Source organism: Escherichia sp. E4930 (assembly GCF_005845405.1).
In the GTDB taxonomy this organism is placed as follows: domain Bacteria; phylum Pseudomonadota; class Gammaproteobacteria; order Enterobacterales; family Enterobacteriaceae; genus Escherichia.
In genome coordinates, this window is record NZ_VCDZ01000007.1 from 424,778 (window position 1) to 444,655 (window position 19,878).

The following is a 19,878-nucleotide window of genomic DNA, read 5'->3' on the forward strand; positions in this document are numbered from 1 at the left end:
TGCGTTGCATCGCAGTAAAAATACTTATGAAAACGTCTCGCAAAGGCTAAAACTGGCAGATGTCAAAGGCCTAGGATAACCGTAATGTCGCGTCATCATAAATATCAGGTGACGGACAACCATGACCGAATCAACAACATCCTCCCCGCATGATGCGGTGTTTAAAACGTTTATGTTCTCGCCCGAAACCGCACGGGATTTTCTGGAAATACACCTGCCAGAACCGCTACGTAAGCTTTGCAACCTGCAAACCTTACGCCTGGAACCCACCAGTTTTATTGAAAAAAGTTTACGCGCTTACTACTCGGATGTTTTGTGGTCGGTAGAAACCACCGACGGCGAAGGTTATATCTACTGCGTGATTGAGCATCAGAGTACTGCGGAAAAAAACATGGCCTTTCGACTGATGCGTTATGCCACTGCCGTCATGCAGCGCCATCTGGACAAAGGCTATGACAGAGTCCCGCTGGTGGTGCCGTTGCTGTTTTATCATGGCGAAACCTCGCCCTACCCGTACTCACTCAACTGGCTGGATGAGTTTGACGATCCGCAACTTGCCCGGCAGTTGTACACCGAAGCTTTTCCGTTGGTGGATATCACCATCGTACCTGACGATGAGATCATGCAACATCGGCGTATAGCTCTGCTGGAACTGATTCAAAAGCATATTCGCGAGCGCGATTTAATCGGTCTGGTCGACAGGATCACCACGCTTTTGGTTAGGGGCTTCACTAATGACAGCCAGGTGCAAACGCTGTTTAATTATCTACTGCAATGCGGCGATACCTCCCGTTTCACCCGCTTTATTGAGGAAATTGCCGAACGTTCACCACTACAAAAGGAGAGATTAATGACTATTGCTGAACGGCTGCGGCAGGAAGGACACCAGATTGGCTGGCAGGAGGGTAAATTAGAAGGTTTGCAGGAAGGCATGCATGAACAAGCCATTAAAATTGCCTTGCGAATGCTGGAACAGGGCATCGATCGTGACCTGGTACTCGCAACTACCCAGCTAAACGAAGCCGATCTGACAGCGAAAAACCACTAACTAACATACCGGCCCACAGGTAATCCCTATGGGCCTTTGATATCAATAACTACCTTTTATGCGTGGCCCATTTTTGCCTGATTTAAATATCGCCAGTCGTTGATCCAGGGCATCGCTATAGAGCATCGTGTCAACGCCAACAGCGACAAAGTTCGCTCCCCACGCCAGGCATTGCTGCGCCATATCAGGAGCCACAGCCAGAAAACCAGCCGCTTTACCCGCAGCGCGGATCCGCCGAATGCTTGCTTCAATAATACGCTGTACTTCCGGGTGGCCGGCGTTATCCGGATACCCCAACGACGCTGAGAGATCCGCAGGCCCAATAAATACGCCATCAATCCCTTCGACTTCGAGGATTTCGTCCAGGTTATCCAGTGCCGTTTTACTTTCCACCTGCACCAACAGACAAAGCGAGTCGTTGACTTGCGCCATGTAATTCTCAATGCGTCCCCAGCGAGCAGCACGAGCTACACTGGCCCCGACACCACGCTCACCGTAGGGTGGATATCGGGTAGCAGACACCACCTGACGTGCCTGTTCGGCAGTATCGACCATCGGGATCAGTAGGGTTTGAGCGCCAATATCCAGTACTTGTTTAATCAGCGACTTACTCCCCTCCACCGGGCGGATCACGGGTTGGCTGGCATAGGGCGCTATCGCCTGTAACTGGTGATAAAGATCCTGAATGGTATTTGGCGCGTGCTCTCCGTCAATCAGCAACCAGTCATAACCGGAAGTAGCGGCGATTTCTGCCATATAGGCAGTCGTTGAGCTTAACCATAGACCAATTTGCACTTCACCTTTGTGTAAGCGTTCTTTGAAGGGATTGGTTAATAATGCGTTCATCATATTCCTTAACCTATTAGTGATGTGCCACGTTAGTCTGCACAACTGAGCGACTTACACGTAGAGTGAAAATAATCAGCGAGCCGACGACCGCCACCGCAGCCAGCGTCAGCAATCCTGCCGCATCGCTGGCAAACAAGGTTTCTGCTCTTACGCGCAGGATCGGGGCGATAAATCCGCCCACTGCGCCAAACAGGTTAACAAAACCAATCCCCGCCGCCAGCGCCGTACCAGAAAGCAGTTGTGTCGGCATAGTCCAGAACACCGGCTGCACGGCAATAAACCCTATTGCTGCAACACATAGCGCAACGATTGCCAGTACTGGCGAAAGTAGCCCGGAAAGGCCAATACCAATGCCCGCGGCCAGCAATGTCAGCGCTGCGACATTACGCCGTTCGCCGGTTTTATCGGAATAGCGCGGAATAAGCCAGGTTCCAAACAAGGCCGCAACCCACGGAATGGCGGTGACCACCGACGCCGTAAAGCCCACTTTTGTCCCCAGCAATGCAGCAACCTGTGTCGGCAGGAAGAAAATTAATCCGTAAACCGCCACCTGAATGGTCAGGTAGATAATCGCCAGTTGCCAGACTCGGCCATTACGCAGCGCATCGCTCAGTCGAGAAGTCACTTTCTGTTGTTCTTCACTTGCCAGTTGATTGATAAGCAACGTTTTTTCTTGTTTACTCAGAAAACGTGCCTGCTCCGGTGTGTCATCAAGCCAAAAGAATGTGAATACCCCAGCGCCGACTGCCAGCAATCCTTCAATCACAAACATCCAGAACCAGCCGGGATGCCCCATAAATCCATGCATCTCCAGCAGCGCGCCAGAAAGCGGTGATCCCAGAGTTAACGCCAGCGGTGCGCCCATATAGAACAGCCCCATAATGCTGGCGCGATTACGCTGCGGAAACCATTGCGAAGTGAGATAAATCATACCAGGGAAAAACCCAGCCTCCGCAGCACCAAGCAGTGTGCGAACGATCAGAAATTTCGCTTCAGTATCGGCCCATGCCATGGCTGCCGAAAGAAATCCCCACAGCAGTGTTGTCGTACCAATCCAGGTTCTGGCCCCCAGTTTTCGCATCAAAAGATTCGCCGGAACACCCAGAAACGCGTATACCACAAAGAAAATGCCTGCTCCCAGCGCATAAGCTTCATTACTCAGCCCGGTATCAATCTGGTAGGTCTGTTTGGCAAAACCGATATTCGAACGGTCGAGAAACGCCAGCACATACAGCGCCAACATAAACGGAATTAAACGCACACGGTTTTTCTTCACCACGGCGTCAAGCAAAGCGGTGCTCATAAAAAGCTCCTTAGAATATGTGGGCGTTACCGTTGTCACAGCAACGCCCGGAGTGATTAGTGGCTGTAGGGGCGTTTCAAATTGCAGTCACGATTGAGTTCGACGCCAAAACCGGGTTTATCAAGCACTGATTTATGAATACGACCATTCACCGGAACCGGCTCATTGAGCAGAATCGGGTCAAACTGCGGACGCATCGTTGAACAATCCGGACTGGTCATCAGGAATTCGCTGAATGGCGTATTGGTGAAGGTGATCACCGCATGGTGGGAGTAAACAGACGAACCGTGCGGCACCACCAGTTGCCCCCTGGATTTGGCGATTGCGGCAATTTCCACCAGCGTGGTTAAGCCACCGCACCAGCCAACATCCGGCTGCATGATGTCGATACCGGTTTCTGAAAGCGTACGAAAAGATTGCAGTGTGCCGTGGTGCTCACCGCTGGTGACCATCATTCCGACTGGCGCGTTGCGTTTCAGTTCGCGATAACCTTCATACTGCTGTGGCGGCAGGCACTCTTCGATCCATTTCAGGTTATAGGGCGCGCAAGCGTGGGCCAGTTTGGTGGCATAGTTCACGTCCTGACTCATCCAGCAGTCGAGCATTAACCAGAAATCCTCACCGCATTTTTCACGCATATCCGCGACCATAGCGGCATCTTTGCGGATCCCCGCATCGCCATCATGTGGCCCCCAGTGCGTCGGCATTTTGCCACCGATAAAGCCCATCTCTTTTGCCAGATCCGGACGCGCACCTGTGGCGTAGAACTGAATCTCATCACGAACAGCGCCGCCTAAAAGTTTATAAACCGGAAGCCCGACCACTTTGCCGAACAGATCCCACAGAGCCAGATCGACACAGGAAATCGTATTCATCACCAGGCCACCAGAGCCGGAGTAATACAGGGTGGCATTGAGCATTTGATCGTGGATCAGTTTGATATCACTGACACATTTACCCTCAATGAAACGGTTAAGGTGTTTTTCGACGATAAAACAGCCCATTTCACCGGCTGTCGAAACAGCGAATCCGGTCTGGCCGTTTTCTGCTTCGACTTCAACAACCAACGTGCCAAGAACGTTAATGCCAAATGACTGGCGTGACTGCTCGTAATCGCGGTATTTACTCATCGGGGTGGCAATATGATCGTCTATCCAGTGATTCGCCCCCTGGTCGTGATAATCACCGCCGCCAGCGCCTTTTTCTGCTGTCGCACCGCCAGTAAACCAGGCGCGAACCTGTTTAATTTTTGGTAGGGTCATGATGTTCTCCATTGTTATGAGGCTTGTAAGTCAAAGGGACTTTTCCATCCCAACAGACGTGAAATATCCCTGGCGCAGGCAATGGCCTTGCCCGCCAGATAATCACGGTATTCTTCATTGATTTGTAAGCGGGTACCGACCACCGAGATCGCAGCGGTAAGCTCGTTATTGGCGTTAAACACCGGCGCAGCGACACAACGGACATCGGCGTAATCTTCGCCGTTGTCATAGCTCCATCCCTGACGGCGAATACGCGCCAGTTCTTCGTGAAGTTGCTGTGGATGAGTAATCGTTGTGGGTGTCGCCTGCTCCCAGACCAGCCCTTCGATAATACTTTGCTGTACAGTTGCAGGTTGCCAGGCAAGCAGGCATTTACCTATTCCGGAGCGATAAAGCGAAAGGCTTTTTCCTTCATGTGAACGCACGCTGATAGTGGCTGATGACTCCACTTTCAAAATGTAATAAGCGCTGCCGTTATCAATAATCCCCAGGTGACATAACAGCCCGGTGGTATCCATCAGTTGCGTCAAACGCGGTCGAGCCAGTTCCCGGAGATCCATCTTGCTTAACGCATGACCGGAAAGCTCCACCAGCTTGGTCCACAAACAAAAATTTTCCTGGTGATCAAGGCTAAGAAAACGCTGACGCCTGAGTTCATTAAGCAGCAAATAGGCCGTACTTTTCGGGATCCCCAATGTGTCGATGATCGTTGCAGCACTACAGGGGCCAATGCGGGCAATCAGATTGAGAATATCAATAGCCCGTGTCAGGGCGGGTACTTTGCTTGATTCCAACATACTGGACTCCAGTCTTAGATACTGGAATCAGTCTCGTCGCTCAGGGTGAGTAAAATTGTGAAGCGCATCAAATCCCGCTCCTCGTCCAGCGGACTGGAGACATTACGCACAATTTTGTGAATCAGCGCACGGATTTTTTCTTATTGAGTACAACCGGTTGGACAAATTTGCGGGAGGGGAATGTGCCGGTGCAGTAAACCGGCACAGCGTGACTGAATCAGACGGATAAGGTCATGGACTCAACAACCTCAATCCAGCCATGCTCGCTGGCGATGTCCTGACCGTTCAGCCAACGGCGCAGCATATTAAGCGCCATCATTGCACACACTTCCTGACGAATAGCCAGACTGTAACGCGTGGCGCTGAAATGTACGCGCAGAGCATAAGTGCCGTCCGGCGTGGCTAGCGCAAAGTTGAGATGTTCGTTCTCGAAACCTGAAACAGCCAGTGCCAGCCCGGCAAAATGGTTGGCCCGCCGCTCTGTGATCCAGTGCGCGGTTTGTGCCAGAGTCTCTTCCTGTGAAGGAACCACTTCACACGCCAGCAATGGCGCACCTGCGCGAGAAAGTTGCAAAGCCAATAAACCACCAGTGAATTGCTCGCTCAACGTCAGACTGAACTGGCGGTTTTGCAATTCGCGACTGATCTGCGCTGGCAGTCCTTCGGTGCCTTCGAAAATCACGCTCTGTCCGGCAACACGTTTAACGTCCAGCCACAGTTTTTCCATCGCCTGTTGCTCGCTTGCCGGTCCGGTCAGCTTCAGTTCAATTATCGGCATTGAGGAGCGATAGCCCATTGTTACGCCCGGCGGCAGTTGTAGAGTGTCCAGGCTTTGTGCCAGATCGCTTTCCGAACGACCAAAGGTAGTCAAACGCAGGCAAACCGGCGGCTGCGGTAAAGAAAAACGCTCACGCAGGCGCGGCAGGATTTCGTGCTCGACCATCACCTTAAATTCTGACGGTACGCCGGGGGTAAAGAACATCAGGCAACGATTAAGCTGCACGGCAAAACCACAGGCGGTGCCTACCGGGTTATTGATAAATTCAGCACTGGCAGGCAGCTCCGCTTGTTTACGGTTGCTCGGTGCCATTACTCGTCCACGTTCGTGGAAATAGCGTTCCATCTCTTTAAGCCAGGCTTCATGTAGCACCAGACCTTCACCTTTTGCTGTCGCAGCAGCGAGCGCGCTTAAATCATCGCTGGTTGGCCCCAGTCCGCCGTTGACGATCAGCACATCGGCGTGCTGACTGCGCTCTCGAAGAATGGTGACTAAATCTTCAAGGTTATCGCCTACCGTATTACGGCGAGATAGCGGCAAGCCCTGATGAAAGAAAAAGTCGGCCAGCCAGGCTGCATTCGTGTCAACGATTTGCCCGTGTAACACCTCATCCCCGGTGGATAGCATTTCCACTTTTAACATGGTTATCTCCTGCTTTTGTTATCGAATCACTATAACGCAAAGGGAGATAAGGCGTAGTAAGAAACTGAAAGGCGCGACAGAACGCCGCGCCGGAAGGTATCAGAAGCTGGCGTTAACCCCGACATAAGGGCCGTCAGCCACGGCATTATCGCGGTCGCCATCTTTCCCAGACAGGTTCAGGTAACGGTAGCCTGCCTCAATACTGACTGGACGCATAATGGTGTAACGCGCGCCAGCATTCGCTTCTTCATAACTTTGAATACCGCTGGAGAGCGAATCCGGAGAGTAATAATACTCGCCAAACAGACGGAAGCTGTCACCAATTTGCCACTGTAAACCACCACCGACTGCCGCCGCATAACCTTCATCGCCGTAATTCGGATTGGTATAAACACCTTTCCCACCTACAGTTGCCATTAACGGCCCCAGAGGAAGATTCAGGCCCAGCCCCACGCCCGCGACATCACCGTCGTCGTCGTTATGTGTCCAGTTACCGCTTAACGCCAGTCCCGTAGACTCGGTCCCGAAACCGACGCCAATATTGGTGTATTCCTTACCTGCCTGGCCGCTGATGCTTATCGCATTTGCCGATGCAGAAACCAACAGCATTCCAGCCAGAACTGGTAGCGCAAATTTTTTCATTTTTACCTTTTTCCGCAAGAAGATAATCAACATTCCCCAAAGCTGCGGGATTGTACTGCCTGACGCAGAGGATTCAATGCGCGAAAAAAGTGATCTGCTAACTTATTGTAACTAAATACTTCTCAAATAATTTAACGCCGAAAAAATAAACATGATTTACGTTATAAACCAAAATAATAATCAGCGCAGTTATCATCGCAAAAGAGACTAATGTCACTTTCGCATATTTCTGAGTTGCCGTATTCTCTTGGTTTATTTTCGATTATAAGGAACATCCCTGTGCGACAACGGACTATTGTTTGCCCTTTGATTCAAAATGATGGTGCTTATCTGCTATGCAAAATGGCTGACGATCGCGGCGTTTTCCCGGGTCAATGGGCGCTTTCGGGTGGTGGCGTGGAACCTGGCGAACGTATTGAAGAAGCATTACGCCGTGAAATCAGAGAAGAGTTAGGCGAGCAACTGATTCTTACTGACATCACTCCGTGGACTTTCAGCGATGACATTCGTACTAAGACGTATGCAGATGGTCGTAAGGAAGAGATTTATATGATTTACCTGATCTTTGACTGCGTTTCTGCCAACCGTGAAGTGAAAATAAACAAAGAGTTTCAGGAATACGCGTGGGTAAAACCAGAAGATCTGGCGCAATACGATTTGAATGTTGCTACCCAGAAAACATTACGTTTGAAGGGTCTTCTGTGATAGTGATGACAGCCATTACTGGCTGTCAGATTCAAAGATCAGTGATTGACAAATTCCCCATCCAGTAAAACTTTACCGTTTTCCACATGCATCACCAGTCCATCCAGATAATCTGGTTTAAATGTCACGTTACGTTTATCTTTCGCGATATACGTCAGACAGTGGTTGTGGGTGAAGATAACAATATTTTTATCAGGCGCTTTACTTTGTAAGTCTTTAATTGCGCTATAAATCTCATTACCACATTGTAACAGTCGTTTATCTACCGTCAGTTTTTTGCCCGCAGAAAACCAGGTTGCCGACTGAATAGTCCGAACGGTATTACTGGAATAAAGATCGAAATCAGGGATATCTGCGCTGAAGGCTTTGCCCAGTTCACGCGCATCCTGAGAGCCATTTACCGTAATACCTGTTTTGTCTGACAAGCATTGATTGGAGGAACGATCGCAGCGTTCTCCATGGCGAAACAGAACCACCACCGGGTGCTGCTGCGCCAGCCTGGCCAACGTTTTATTGTCGATTCGTGGCAACCCATTGCTACTCCAGGCAGCATGACTACCCAACCCGGCAATTACAGCAAGCACCAGTAAAATGAAGATATATTTTTTAGACTTCATCGAAGTCCGACAAAAAGCTAACACCTAAGCTCCACCTATAGACACGCGTAGCCAGCTAAATGACCGTGAAAACAAATAACATTTTCACCGGCAAATAGGGGCTGGGGATAGTATTAAAACATTACGATGCACGCAAAATGCCTTAAATCTTGTCAAATGAAAAGCCCGAATAAGCTAAAAAAACGAAAAAAAATAATATGTAAGTACTATATTAGTTCCTTAAGGTTAAATTAATATTCTACCCTTAGAATTTCACTCCAAATGGCAAAATACATATAACGCTCCCTATAACAAATATTAGTGAATAGATGGGAAAAGTATTCAATGGCCGAAGGAATAATAATGTCAGATTTTTTGCCCTTTTCACGTCCGGCAATGGGTGTGGAAGAACTCTCTGCGGTTAAAGATGTTCTCGAATCTGGATGGATCACCACAGGTCCGAAGAATCAGGCGCTTGAACAAGCCTTTTGCCAGTTGACGGGAAATCAACATGCCATCGCGGTCAGTTCAGCCACAGCCGGAATGCATATTACGCTGATGGCGCTGGAGATAGGTGCTGGCGATGAAGTGATCACGCCTTCTCTGACCTGGGTATCAACCCTCAATATGATTTCTTTGTTGGGCGCTACGCCGGTAATGGTAGATGTCGACAGCGATATGCTGATGGTCACGCCTGAAGCGATCGAAGCAGCCATTACGCCGCGTACCAAAGCCATCATTCCAGTGCATTATGCCGGTGCGCCAGCAGATATTGACGCCATTCGCGCCATTGGCGAACGTTACGGCATCGCAGTTATCGAAGATGCCGCCCATGCCGTCGGTACGCATTACAAAGGTCGACATATTGGCGCGAAAGGTACCGCTATTTTTTCGTTTCACGCCATCAAAAATATTACCTGTGCAGAAGGCGGCCTGATTGTTACTGATAATGAAAACCTCGCCCGCCAGCTACGGATGCTGAAATTTCACGGTCTGGGTGTCGATGCATATGACAGGCAAACCTGGGGCCGCGCACCGCAGGCAGAAGTATTAACGCCGGGCTATAAGTACAATCTGACCGATATTAACGCCGCGATTGCCCTGACACAGTTAGCAAAATTAGAGCAACTCAACACCCGTCGTCGGGAAATTGCCCTGCAATATCAGCAAGCACTGGCAGCTCTCCCCTTTCAGCCATTAAGCCTTCCCGCCTGGCCGCACGTTCACGCCTGGCATCTGTTTATTATTCGTGTCGATGAACAACGTTGTGGTATCAGTCGCGATGCGTTGATGGAAGCGTTAAAAGAAAGAGGCATTGGCACCGGGTTACATTTCCGCGCTGCTCACACGCAAAAATATTATCGCGAGCGTTTTCCCACGCTGTCGTTACCGAATACCGAATGGAACAGTGAACGCATCTGTTCGTTGCCGCTTTTTCCAGATATGACCACCGCCGATGCCGACCGCGTCATCGCTGCCCTTCAGCAACTCGCAGGACAATAAGCCATGTTTGAAATCCACCCTGTTAAGAAAGTCTCGGTGGTTATTCCCGTTTATAACGAGCAGGAAAGCTTACCGGAATTAATCAGGCGCACCACCGCAGCCTGCGAAACGCTGGAGAAAGAGTATGAGATCCTGCTGATTGATGACGGCAGTAGCGATAATTCCGCACAAATGCTCGTCGATGCCTCACAAGCAGAGGGCAGCCACATCGTGTCTATTTTGCTTAATCGTAATTACGGACAGCATTCGGCGATCATGGCAGGTTTCAGCCACGTTACCGGCGACTTAATTATTACCCTCGATGCCGATCTCCAGAATCCGCCAGAGGAGATCCCCCGTCTGGTAGAAAAAGCCGATGAAGGTTACGACGTAGTGGGTACTGTGCGCCAGAATCGCCAGGATACCTGGTTTCGTAAAACCGCTTCGAAGATGATTAACCGACTTATTCAGCGCACCACCGGCAAAGCGATGGGCGACTATGGCTGTATGTTACGCGCCTATCGCCGTCATATTATCGATGCCATGTTGCACTGCCATGAACGCAGCACCTTTATCCCGATTCTGGCGAATATCTTCGCTCGCCGCGCCATTGAAATTCCGGTACATCATGCCGAGCGTGAGTATGGCGAATCTAAATACAGCTTTATGCGCCTGATTAATTTGATGTACGACCTGGTGACCTGCCTCACGACCACACCGCTACGTATGCTGAGTCTTCTCGGCAGCGTGATTGCGATTGGGGGTTTCAGCATTGCGGTACTGCTGGTGATTTTACGCCTGACCTTCGGACCACAATGGGCCGCGGAAGGCGTCTTTATGCTATTTGCCGTGCTGTTTACTTTTATTGGCGCTCAGTTTATCGGCATGGGATTGCTCGGTGAATATATTGGCAGGATCTACACCGATGTCCGCGCCCGCCCCCGCTATTTTGTTCAGCAAGTTATCCGTCCATCCAGCAAGGAAAATGAATAATGAAAACCGTCGTTTTTGCCTACCACGATATGGGATGCCTCGGTATTGAAGCCCTGCTGGCTGCCGGTTACGAAATTAGCGCCATTTTTACCCATACTGATAATCCTGGCGAAAAAGCTTTTTATGGTTCAGTCGCTCGCCTGGCGGCGGAAAGAGGCATTCCGGTTTACGCGCCGGATAACATTAATCATCCGCTGTGGGTGGAACGCATTGCCCAACTGTCACCAGAGGTGATTTTCTCTTTTTATTATCGCCATCTCATTAGCGATGAGATTTTACAGCTCGCTCCCGCAGGTGCATTTAATCTGCATGGTTCGCTGTTACCAAAATATCGTGGTCGCGCGCCGCTGAACTGGGTGCTGGTGAACGGTGAAACGGAAACGGGCGTTACATTGCACCGAATGGTTAAACGTGCCGATGCCGGGGCCATTGTTGCCCAACTGCGCGTTGCCATTGCGCCAGATGATATCGCCATTACGCTGCATCATAAATTGTGCCATGCCGCGCGTCAGTTGCTGGAACAGACGTTACCCGCCATTAAACACGGTAAGATTCTGGAAATAGCCCAACGCGAGAACGAAGCCACCTGTTTTGGTCGCAGAACACCAGAAGACAGCTTCCTCGAGTGGCACAAACCGGCAGCCGTATTGCATAACATGGTCCGCGCCGTCGCCGATCCGTGGCCTGGCGCCTTCAGCTATGTTGGTAATCAGAAATTTACCGTCTGGTCGTCACGCGTACATCCTCATACGTCCGTAGCACAGCCGGGAAGCGTGATTTCTGTTGCGCCATTGCTGATTGCCTGTGGCGATGGCGCGCTGGAAATCGTCACCGGACAGGCGGGCGACGGCATTACCATGCAAGGCTCACAATTAGCCCAGACGCTGGGGCTGGTGCAAGGTTCACGCTTGAATAGCCAGCCTGCCTGCGCCACCCGACGCCGTACCCGGGTGTTGATCCTCGGGGTAAATGGTTTTATCGGTAACCATTTGACAGAACGCCTGCTGCGCGAAGATCACTATGAAGTTTACGGTCTGGATATTGGCAGCGACGCGATAAGCCGTTTTCTGAATCATCCGCATTTCCATTTTGTTGAAGGCGATATCAGCATTCATTCCGAATGGATTGAGTATCACGTCAAAAAATGTGATGTCGTGTTGCCGCTGGTGGCGATAGCCACGCCGATTGAATATACCCGCAACCCGCTACGCGTATTTGAACTCGATTTTGAAGAGAATCTGCGCATTATCCGTTATTGCGTGAAGTACCGTAAGCGAATCATCTTCCCGTCGACTTCAGAAGTTTATGGGATGTGTAGCGATAAATACTTCGATGAAGACCATTCTAATTTGATCGTCGGCCCGGTGAATAAACCACGCTGGATTTATTCGGTGTCAAAACAATTACTTGATCGGGTCATCTGGGCCTATGGCGAAAAAGAGGGGTTGCAGTTCACCCTCTTCCGCCCGTTTAACTGGATGGGGCCACGACTGGATAACCTTAATGCGGCGCGAATTGGTAGCTCACGCGCGATTACGCAACTCATTCTCAATCTGGTGGAAGGTTCACCGATTAAGCTGATTGATGGCGGAAAACAAAAACGCTGCTTTACTGATATTCGGGATGGTATCGAGGCGTTATACCGCATTATCGAAAATGCGGGAAATCGCTGCGACGGCGAAATTATCAACATTGGCAATCCTGATAACGAAGCGAGTATTGAAGAGCTCGGCGAGATGCTGCTGGCGAGCTTCGAAAAACATCCGCTGCGCCATCACTTCCCACCGTTTGCGGGCTTTCGCGTTGTCGAAAGTAGCAGTTACTACGGCAAAGGATATCAGGACGTAGAGCATCGTAAACCGAGCATCCGCAATGCCCGCCGTTGCCTCGGCTGGGAACCGAAAATTGATATGCAGGAAACCATTGATGAAACGCTGGATTTCTTCCTGCGCACTGTCGATCTTACGGATAAGTTATCATGACCAAAGTAGGTTTACGTATTGATGTCGATACTTTTCGTGGCACCCGCGAAGGGGTGCCACGTCTGCTGGAAACCTTAAGTAAGTATAATATTCAGGCCAGCATTTTTTTCAGCGTCGGCCCGGACAATATGGGCCGCCATCTCTGGCGACTGGTGAAGCCACAGTTTTTGTGGAAGATGCTGCGCTCAAACGCGGCATCGCTTTATGGCTGGGATATTTTACTGGCAGGTACGGCATGGCCAGGAAAAGAGATTGGTCATGCCAATGCCGATATCATTCGTGAAGCGGCTAAATACCACGAAGTCGGCCTGCACGCCTGGGATCACCACGCCTGGCAAGCCCATAGCGGCAACTGGGATCGGCAAACGATGGTCGACGATATTGCACGCGGCCTTCGCACCCTAGAAGAGATTATCGGCCAACCGATAACCTGCTCCGCTGCCGCTGGCTGGCGTGCCGACCAACAGGTGATCGAAGCAAAAGAAGCGTTCCATTTGCGTTACAACAGCGATTGTCGTGGGGCGATGCCGTTTCGTCCCTTGCTCGAATCAGGAAAACCCGGCACTGCGCAAATCCCGGTGACATTACCCACCTGGGATGAAGTGATTGGTCGGGATGTGAAAGCGCAAGATTTTAATGGCTGGCTGCTCAATCGCATCCTGCGAGATAAAGGGACGCCGGTTTATACCATCCATGCTGAAGTTGAAGGTTGTGCTTATCATCCTGATTTTGTTGATCTCCTGAAGCGTGCCGCCCGTGAAGGCATTACGTTTTGTCCATTAGGCGAGCTGCTGCCGGAGACGTTGCCGCTCGGACATGTGGTGCGTGGAAGAATCGCTGGACGTGAAGGCTGGCTGGGTTGCCAACAAGTTGCGGGAACTCGTCCATGAAATCCATTCGCTATTACGCAGCATTCTTTGCGTTTATTACCGTCTATTATCTCTTGCCGATTAATTATCGCCTGCTCTGGCAACCTGATGAAACACGATATGCGGAAATCAGTCGGGAAATGCTGGCTTCCGGCGACTGGATTGTGCCCCATCTGTTAGGGCTACGTTATTTCGAAAAACCGATTGCCGGATACTGGATTAACAGCATTGGGCAATGGCTATTTGGCGCGAATAACTTTGGTGTTCGGGCAGGCGTTATCTTTGCGACCCTGTTAACCGCCGCGCTGGTGACCTGGTTTACTCTGCGCTTATGGCGCGATAAACGTCTGGCACTACTCGCCGCTGTGATTTATCTCTCGCTGCTTATTGTCTACGCCATCGGCACTTACGCCGTGCTCGATCCGTTTATTGCATTCTGGCTGGTGGCGGGAATGTGTAGCTTCTGGTTGGCAATGGATGCGCAAACGTGGAAAGGCAAAAGCGCGGGATTTTTACTGCTGGGAATCACCTGCGGTATGGGGGTAATGACCAAAGGTTTTCTCGCCCTCGCCGTGCCGGTATTCAGCGTGCTGCCGTGGGTGGCGATGCAAAAACGCTGGAGAGATTTCTTTATTTACGGCTGGCTGGCAATCATCAGTTGTGTACTGACGGTTCTCCCCTGGGGGTTAGCAATAGCGCAACGGGAGCCTGACTTCTGGCACTATTTTTTCTGGGTTGAGCATATTCAACGCTTTGCGATGGCTGATGCCCAACATAAAGCCCCGTTCTGGTACTACTTGCCTGTCATCATTGCCGGTAGCCTGCCATGGCTGGGATTACTCCCCGGCACACTGCGCACTGGCTGGAAAAACCGCAATCATTCCGCAATCGTCTATTTGTTGAGCTGGACGGTGATGCCACTGCTGTTTTTCTCCATCGCCAAAGGTAAATTACCCACCTATATTCTCTCCTGCTTTGCACCTTTAGCGATGTTGATGGCGTATTACGCGTTGCAGGCAGCAAAAAATAATCCTCTGGCGTTGCGAATTAATGGCTGGATTAACATCGCATTTGGCGTTACTGGCATTATTGCCACGTTTGTTGTCTCTCCCTGGGGACCAATGAGCACGCCAGTCTGGCAAACTTTCGAAATCTATAAAGTCTTTTGCGCATGGTCGATTTTTTCGCTATGGGCATTTTTCGGCTGGTACACATTAACGAACATTGAAAAAAACTGGCCTTTTGCGGCACTTTGCCCGTTGGGGCTGGCGTTGCTCGTGGGAATTGCGATTCCTGACAGAATTATGGAAGGCAAACATCCGCAATTTTTTGTCGAGATGACGCAAGAATCACTTCAGCCGAGCCGCTATATTCTTACTGATAGCGTCGGCGTTGCCGCAGGTCTGGCATGGAGTCTGCAACGCAATGACATCATCATGTATCGTCAGACGGGTGAGTTGAAATATGGCCTTAACTACCCGGATGCGAAAGGCAGATTTGTCAGCGGTGATGATTTCGCCAACTGGCTTAATCAACATCGTCAGGAGGGGATTATTACTCTCGTACTTTCGATTGACCGCGATGAGGATATCAACAGCCTTGCCATTCCACCTGCAGATGCTATCGATCATCAGGGGCGTCTGGTGCTCATTCAGTATCGGCCCAAATGATCTGGCTGATTTTAGTCTTTGCTAGCCTGCTTAGCGTAGCCGGACAGCTCTGCCAGAAACAGGCAACTCGCTTTGTGGCGGTCAGTAAACGGCGCAAACATATTGCACTGTGGCTGGCGCTGGCATTGGTGTGTCTGGGGGTGGCAATGGTGCTCTGGCTGCTGGTATTGCAGAACGTACCGGTAGGCATTGCTTACCCAATGTTGAGTCTGAATTTTGTCTGGGTGACGCTGGCTGCGATAAAACTGTGGCACGAACCAGTGTCTTTTCGTCACTGGTGTGGGGTGGCCTTCATTATTGGCGGTATTGTGATTTTGGGGAGCACGGTGTAATGGGCCTGATGTGGGGATTATTCAGCGTCATTATTGCTTCTGCTGCGCAATTAAGCCTCGGTTTTGCAGCAAGTCATCTACCGCCGATGACGCAGTTGTGGGATTTTATCGCTGCGCTTTTGGCTTTTGGCCTGGATGTCCGGATGCTGGTGATCGGGCTACTGGGTTATCTGCTTTCCGTTTTTTGTTGGTACAAAACACTTCATCAACTCACACTCAGCAAAGCCTATACTTTGCTGAGTGTGAGTTATGTACTGGTATGGATTGCATCAATAGTACTTCCCGGCTGGGAAGGGACTTTTTCTGTGAAGGCACTGCTTGGAGTGGCCTGTATTATGGGTGGATTAACGCTGATTTTCCTGCCAGTTCGAAATAAAAATCACTGACGACTTCTGGCCATTTTGCGTACATTCTCCCACTCTTCGCCACTGTAGCTTCGGGCATCAATAACTTTAATTGTGCGTTGTGTATCCCGGTTAATACAGTACATAGCATCCTGTAGCGGTGAGAGTAAATCACCTGGCTGAACAATGACATCATTGCACACTTCGGCAATCATTTTGAGAGCACCACTGGTATCACTAAGGACCAATACATGACGATTTTTCGCCACGCCGCAACACGTCTTTTTTACTAACCACTCCATTGCACCTCCCTGTCGGATAAGAATTGTCACATTAATTTACAGATTAACAGATAAACTCATTATCAATGGCAATGGAATAGCGGAAATGAGAGATGAAGCTAATGATTTCTTAATACTGGCGTTGCACCCACTCTTTTAATGCCTGACGTGAAATCTTAATGCCGCCGTTTTTCAGCTCCGGCGGAAGCGTCAGCCAACGCACCGGTTGTTGAAAACGGGCCAACTTGTCTTTCACCCATTCGCTAAGATCAACGGTTTCGTGGTCATACTCCACCACCGCTACCGGTCGATGACCAAACTCCTTGTCAGTAACGGGGACGATAAACACCTGCAAAACTGCAGGATGCGCGGCAATCACACGTTCGACTTCTTCTGGCTGAATGCCTTCGCCACCACTGAAGAACAGATTGTCTAAACGTCCGACAATGGTCAGCTTGCCATTATGCATCTCACCGCGATCGCGCGTGGCGTACCAGCCTTCGTCATTAACCAGCGGCACCAGTTTCCCGTTACGCCAGTAACCTTCTGCCATACTGGCAGCCCGCAGCCACACTTCATCGTTAACGATTTTTACTTGCCGCCCCGGCAGAGGCGAACCGACGTCAGCCAGGCCGTCCGCTTCTTTCGCGCAAACCGTGGAAGCGAACTCCGTCAGACCATAGCCACAAAAGCAACGAATCCCCTGTTCGCGCGCCTGTTCCGTCAACTCGACCGGGATCGCCGCGCCGCCGAGTAACACCGCTTTCAGGGAAACTGAACTGCGGTTAACCAGCAAACGCCAGAGCTGTGTTGGCACCAGTGAAGCGTGAGTACAGCCTGCCAGCATTTGCTCCAATGGCTGTTTATCACGTACCGTCATCCGCGCACCAGCGTATAACCAGCGCCACATAATTCCCTGACCAGAGACGTGAAACAACGGCAAAGAGAGCAGCCAGTCATCATGCTCGCCAAACTGAATCAGCGATAACACCCCTTCGGCACTGGCAAGATGGGCCTGATAAGTATGAACTGCGGCTTTCGGCAAGCCAGTGGAGCCAGAGGTTAACGTCATTGAGCACAGACGCGTCGGCTGCCACGCAGCGGCATATGCGCCTTCAACCAGCTGAATGTGCAGCGACGTTAACGCCGGAAACGTGTTTTCCCCTTCCGGCACCAGCGCAAATTGCAGAGTGAGATTTGGCAGCAATTCCTCAAGCAACGGTTGCGGCAGTTGTGGATTCACGGGCAGCACCCGCGCCCCACATTGCAGTAACGCCAGCCAGGCCAGCAGCGTTTGCGGCGTATTCCACGCCCGCAACATTACGCCGCTGCCCTCAACCACACCCTGCGCCGCAAAGCCGGAGGCTAATTCATCGACGCGAGCACAAAGCTCGCACCAGTTGAGTGGCTCGTCATTAAGACGTAAGGCGATGGCTTCTCCCCGCACCTGCCGCCAGTGACGCCACGGCCAGTCAGAGAAGATCATAACAGCCGCTCCAGTGCATCAACTTCCACTAATGGCAGCGGGCTACCCGGCCAGCGACGAACCTGCTGCGCCTGCATCAGATCCAGCGTATCCAGCCCCGGAATGGTGTCTGGCGTTAACCAGGCAGCAATCCGCGCCAGTTGCGTTAAGCCTAAGCTCGACTCGATGGAAGAACTGATCACCGCCGTCAGCCCCAGCGCGTGCGCCGCCTGCACCTGCTCGCGGACTTTCTCCAGGCTGCCCGTGAGCGTGGGTTTGATCACCACCGCACGCACGCCCTCTTCCGCCACAAAGGCAAAATCCGGCTCGCGCAGGCTTTCATCCCAGGCAATGGCAATGCCGGTTTCACGGGCAAACGCACGCGAATCATCGCGGGTTTTGCACGGCTCTTCGAGAAACGCGATGCGGTGGCGATAATCCGGGTTAACGTATTTGGCAAACTGCTGGCCTTTCAGCGGCGTCCAGGCGCGGTTCGCGTCAAGACGCAAATGCAGATCCGGAACTGCCTCCAGCAAAAGATTGACCACCATGCCGTCGCGCACCGCTTCGTACAATCCCACTTTGACCTTCGCCACTTTCTCGCCAGGCATATCGGCAAGTTTGAGGATCAGATCGTCTGGATCGCCATTACACAGCGGCGCAGCACGGTAATTGGCCGCCTGCGGGAGCGTATCTGCCAGCTCCGCCAATGCACAGCTTACGCCAAAGGCGACGGAAGGCATCTGCGGTAATTCGCAATCGCCTGCCAGCCAGTTATTTACCCAGGCAAGCAGCACACTTTGCGCCTCTTCCCAGGTTTCCTGACTGAAGCCCGGCAGTGGGGAGATCTCCCCCCACCCTTCGCGCTCGCCCTCACGCAGGCAAACGTATAGCCCGTCGCGGGTTTTTAACCGCCTGTCGCGCAGAACCACCCCCGCGTCCATGGGGATCTGCCAGCGGTATACCTGCGCGCTACGCATTACGGATTCCGTTTAAATTTGCTGAAATCAGGCTGACGTTTCTGGTTGAAAGCGTTGCGACCTTCCTGACCTTCTTCCGTCATGTAGAACAGCATGGTGGCGTTACCCGCCAGTTCCTGCAGACCTGCCTGACCGTCACAGTCGGCGTTCAGCGCAGCTTTCAGGCAGCGCAGCGCCATCGGGCTGTTTTGCAGCATTTCGCGGCACCAGCGGACGGTCTCTTTTTCCAGATCGGCCAGCGGCACCACGGTGTTCACGAGGCCCATATCCAGCGCCTGTTTTGCATCGTACTGACGGCACAGGAACCAGATTTCACGCGCTTTTTTCTGCCCGACGATGCGAGCCATATAGGAAGCTCCCCAGCCGCCGTCGAAGGAACCGACTTTCGGGCCAGTCTGACCGAAGATGGCATTATCTGCCGCGATAGTCAGGTCGCACATCATGTGCAGAACATGACCGCCGCCGATGGAGTAGCCAGCCACCATCGCGACGACCGGTTTCGGGCAGGTACGGATCTGACGCTGGAAGTCCAGCACGTTGAGGTGATGTACGCCGGAATCATCTTTATAGCCGCCGTAGTCGCCACGGACTTTCTGGTCACCGCCGGAGCAGAACGCTTTATCGCCCGCGCCAGTCAGAATGATCACGCCGATGTTGTCGTCATAACGGGCATCCGCCAGCGCCTGGATCATCTCTTTTACCGTCAGAGGACGGAAGGCATTGCGCACCTGCGGACGATTAATGGTGATTTTTGCGATACCGTCGGTGGATTTTTCATAACGAATGTCCTCAAAACCTTCGGAGCAGTCGTGCCATTCAACCGGTGCGTAAAGCATTGCTTCATCAGGATAAATCATA

General features: G+C 51.4%; 20 protein-coding genes. 9 read left to right on the forward strand and 11 right to left on the reverse strand.

The genetic code is table 11. From position 1 onward, the window contains the following. The first annotated feature begins 121 nt into the window (after positions 1-121). Positions 122-1,048 carry an ISNCY family transposase gene (locus FFT88_RS12220; protein WP_135404777.1) on the forward strand — a complete coding sequence of 309 codons (927 nt, stop codon included), beginning with the start codon at positions 122-124 and terminating at the stop codon, positions 1,046-1,048. Between the two features lie 42 nt (positions 1,049-1,090). On the opposite strand, the gene yfaU is transcribed toward FFT88_RS12220, so the two are convergent. The 6 genes from yfaU to FFT88_RS12250 all read right to left on the reverse strand — a co-directional run bounded on the left by yfaU (position 1,091) and on the right by FFT88_RS12250 (position 7,321). Further along, entirely contained in the window at positions 1,091-1,894 is an 804-nt protein-coding gene (gene yfaU / locus FFT88_RS12225; RefSeq protein ID WP_135405191.1) for a 2-keto-3-deoxy-L-rhamnonate aldolase, read from the reverse strand. A 16-nt stretch (positions 1,895-1,910) separates the two neighbouring features. After that, positions 1,911-3,200 carry an MFS transporter gene (locus tag FFT88_RS12230; RefSeq protein ID WP_135404774.1) on the reverse strand — a complete coding sequence of 430 codons (1,290 nt, stop codon included), beginning with the start codon at positions 3,198-3,200 and terminating at the stop codon, positions 1,911-1,913. Between the two features lie 56 nt (positions 3,201-3,256). Then, on the reverse strand, positions 3,257-4,462 hold the full coding sequence (rhmD, locus tag FFT88_RS12235) for an L-rhamnonate dehydratase (RefSeq protein ID WP_000174592.1): 1,206 nt from the start codon (positions 4,460-4,462) through the stop codon (positions 3,257-3,259). A 14-nt stretch (positions 4,463-4,476) separates the two neighbouring features. After that, positions 4,477-5,259, reverse strand: a complete 783-nt coding sequence (locus FFT88_RS12240; RefSeq protein ID WP_135404771.1) for an IclR family transcriptional regulator — start codon at positions 5,257-5,259, stop codon at positions 4,477-4,479. Positions 5,260-5,476: 217 nt separating this feature from the next. Next, complete coding sequence (locus FFT88_RS12245) at positions 5,477-6,679, reverse strand: nicotinamide mononucleotide deamidase-related protein YfaY (protein WP_135404769.1); 1,203 nt, start codon at positions 6,677-6,679, stop codon at positions 5,477-5,479. A 99-nt stretch (positions 6,680-6,778) separates the two neighbouring features. Then, positions 6,779-7,321 (reverse strand): YfaZ family outer membrane protein, encoded by a 543-nt coding sequence (locus FFT88_RS12250; protein WP_135404766.1) that lies wholly within the window; start codon positions 7,319-7,321, stop codon positions 6,779-6,781. A gap of 279 nt (positions 7,322-7,600) precedes the next feature. On the opposite strand from FFT88_RS12250, the gene nudI reads away from it, so the two are divergent. Next, entirely contained in the window at positions 7,601-8,026 is a 426-nt protein-coding gene (gene nudI / locus FFT88_RS12255; protein WP_135404765.1) for a nucleoside triphosphatase NudI, read from the forward strand. 38 nt (positions 8,027-8,064) lie between these two features. Here the strand turns inward: nudI and ais are convergent, their stop codons facing one another. Further along, entirely contained in the window at positions 8,065-8,667 is a 603-nt protein-coding gene (gene ais, locus FFT88_RS12260) for a lipopolysaccharide core heptose(II)-phosphate phosphatase Ais (protein WP_130217014.1), read from the reverse strand. A 318-nt stretch (positions 8,668-8,985) separates the two neighbouring features. Between ais and arnB the strand changes: the two genes are divergently transcribed. From arnB to arnF, 7 genes are read left to right on the forward strand one after another with little or no spacing between them, the layout of a single operon-like run. Then, positions 8,986-10,125 (forward strand): UDP-4-amino-4-deoxy-L-arabinose aminotransferase, encoded by a 1,140-nt coding sequence (arnB, locus tag FFT88_RS12265; protein ID WP_135404762.1) that lies wholly within the window; start codon positions 8,986-8,988, stop codon positions 10,123-10,125. 3 nt (positions 10,126-10,128) lie between these two features. Continuing rightward, positions 10,129-11,097 (forward strand): undecaprenyl-phosphate 4-deoxy-4-formamido-L-arabinose transferase, encoded by a 969-nt coding sequence (gene arnC, locus FFT88_RS12270; protein WP_135404759.1) that lies wholly within the window; start codon positions 10,129-10,131, stop codon positions 11,095-11,097. Next, complete coding sequence (gene arnA, locus FFT88_RS12275; RefSeq protein WP_135404757.1) at positions 11,097-13,079, forward strand: bifunctional UDP-4-amino-4-deoxy-L-arabinose formyltransferase/UDP-glucuronic acid oxidase ArnA; 1,983 nt, start codon at positions 11,097-11,099, stop codon at positions 13,077-13,079. The genes arnC and arnA overlap by 1 nt, the downstream gene beginning before the upstream one ends. Beyond that, positions 13,076-13,969, forward strand: coding sequence for a 4-deoxy-4-formamido-L-arabinose-phosphoundecaprenol deformylase (gene arnD / locus FFT88_RS12280; RefSeq protein WP_130217006.1), 894 nt, complete (start codon positions 13,076-13,078; stop codon positions 13,967-13,969). Before arnA ends, arnD begins: the two co-directional genes overlap by 4 nt. Beyond that, entirely contained in the window at positions 13,966-15,618 is a 1,653-nt protein-coding gene (gene arnT / locus FFT88_RS12285; protein ID WP_135404754.1) for a lipid IV(A) 4-amino-4-deoxy-L-arabinosyltransferase, read from the forward strand. Before arnD ends, arnT begins: the two co-directional genes overlap by 4 nt. Further along, positions 15,615-15,950: a 4-amino-4-deoxy-L-arabinose-phosphoundecaprenol flippase subunit ArnE gene (arnE, locus tag FFT88_RS12290; protein WP_135404752.1), complete on the forward strand. Its 336-nt coding sequence runs from the start codon at positions 15,615-15,617 to the stop codon at positions 15,948-15,950. Before arnT ends, arnE begins: the two co-directional genes overlap by 4 nt. Then, the gene (gene arnF / locus FFT88_RS12295; protein ID WP_130221927.1) at positions 15,950-16,336 is read left to right on the forward strand and encodes a 4-amino-4-deoxy-L-arabinose-phosphoundecaprenol flippase subunit ArnF; all 387 of its coding nucleotides are present in this window, start codon (positions 15,950-15,952) and stop codon (positions 16,334-16,336) included. The genes arnE and arnF overlap by 1 nt, the downstream gene beginning before the upstream one ends. Here arnF and pmrD read toward each other — a convergent pair. From pmrD to menB, 4 genes are all read right to left on the reverse strand, one after another. Next, complete coding sequence (gene pmrD / locus FFT88_RS12300) at positions 16,330-16,596, reverse strand: signal transduction protein PmrD (RefSeq protein WP_130221928.1); 267 nt, start codon at positions 16,594-16,596, stop codon at positions 16,330-16,332. The two genes, arnF and pmrD, sit on opposite strands and share 7 nt — an antisense overlap. 109 nt (positions 16,597-16,705) lie before the next feature. Then, a complete protein-coding gene (gene menE, locus FFT88_RS12305) occupies positions 16,706-18,061 on the reverse strand; it encodes an o-succinylbenzoate--CoA ligase (RefSeq protein WP_135404751.1) in 1,356 nt (451 codons plus the stop codon). Next, entirely contained in the window at positions 18,058-19,020 is a 963-nt protein-coding gene (gene menC / locus FFT88_RS12310; RefSeq protein WP_135404748.1) for an o-succinylbenzoate synthase, read from the reverse strand. The genes menE and menC overlap by 4 nt, the downstream gene beginning before the upstream one ends. Next, positions 19,020-19,877: a 1,4-dihydroxy-2-naphthoyl-CoA synthase gene (gene menB, locus FFT88_RS12315; protein WP_000639996.1), complete on the reverse strand. Its 858-nt coding sequence runs from the start codon at positions 19,875-19,877 to the stop codon at positions 19,020-19,022. Before menB ends, menC begins: the two co-directional genes overlap by 1 nt. Position 19,878: the final 1 nt, after the last annotated feature.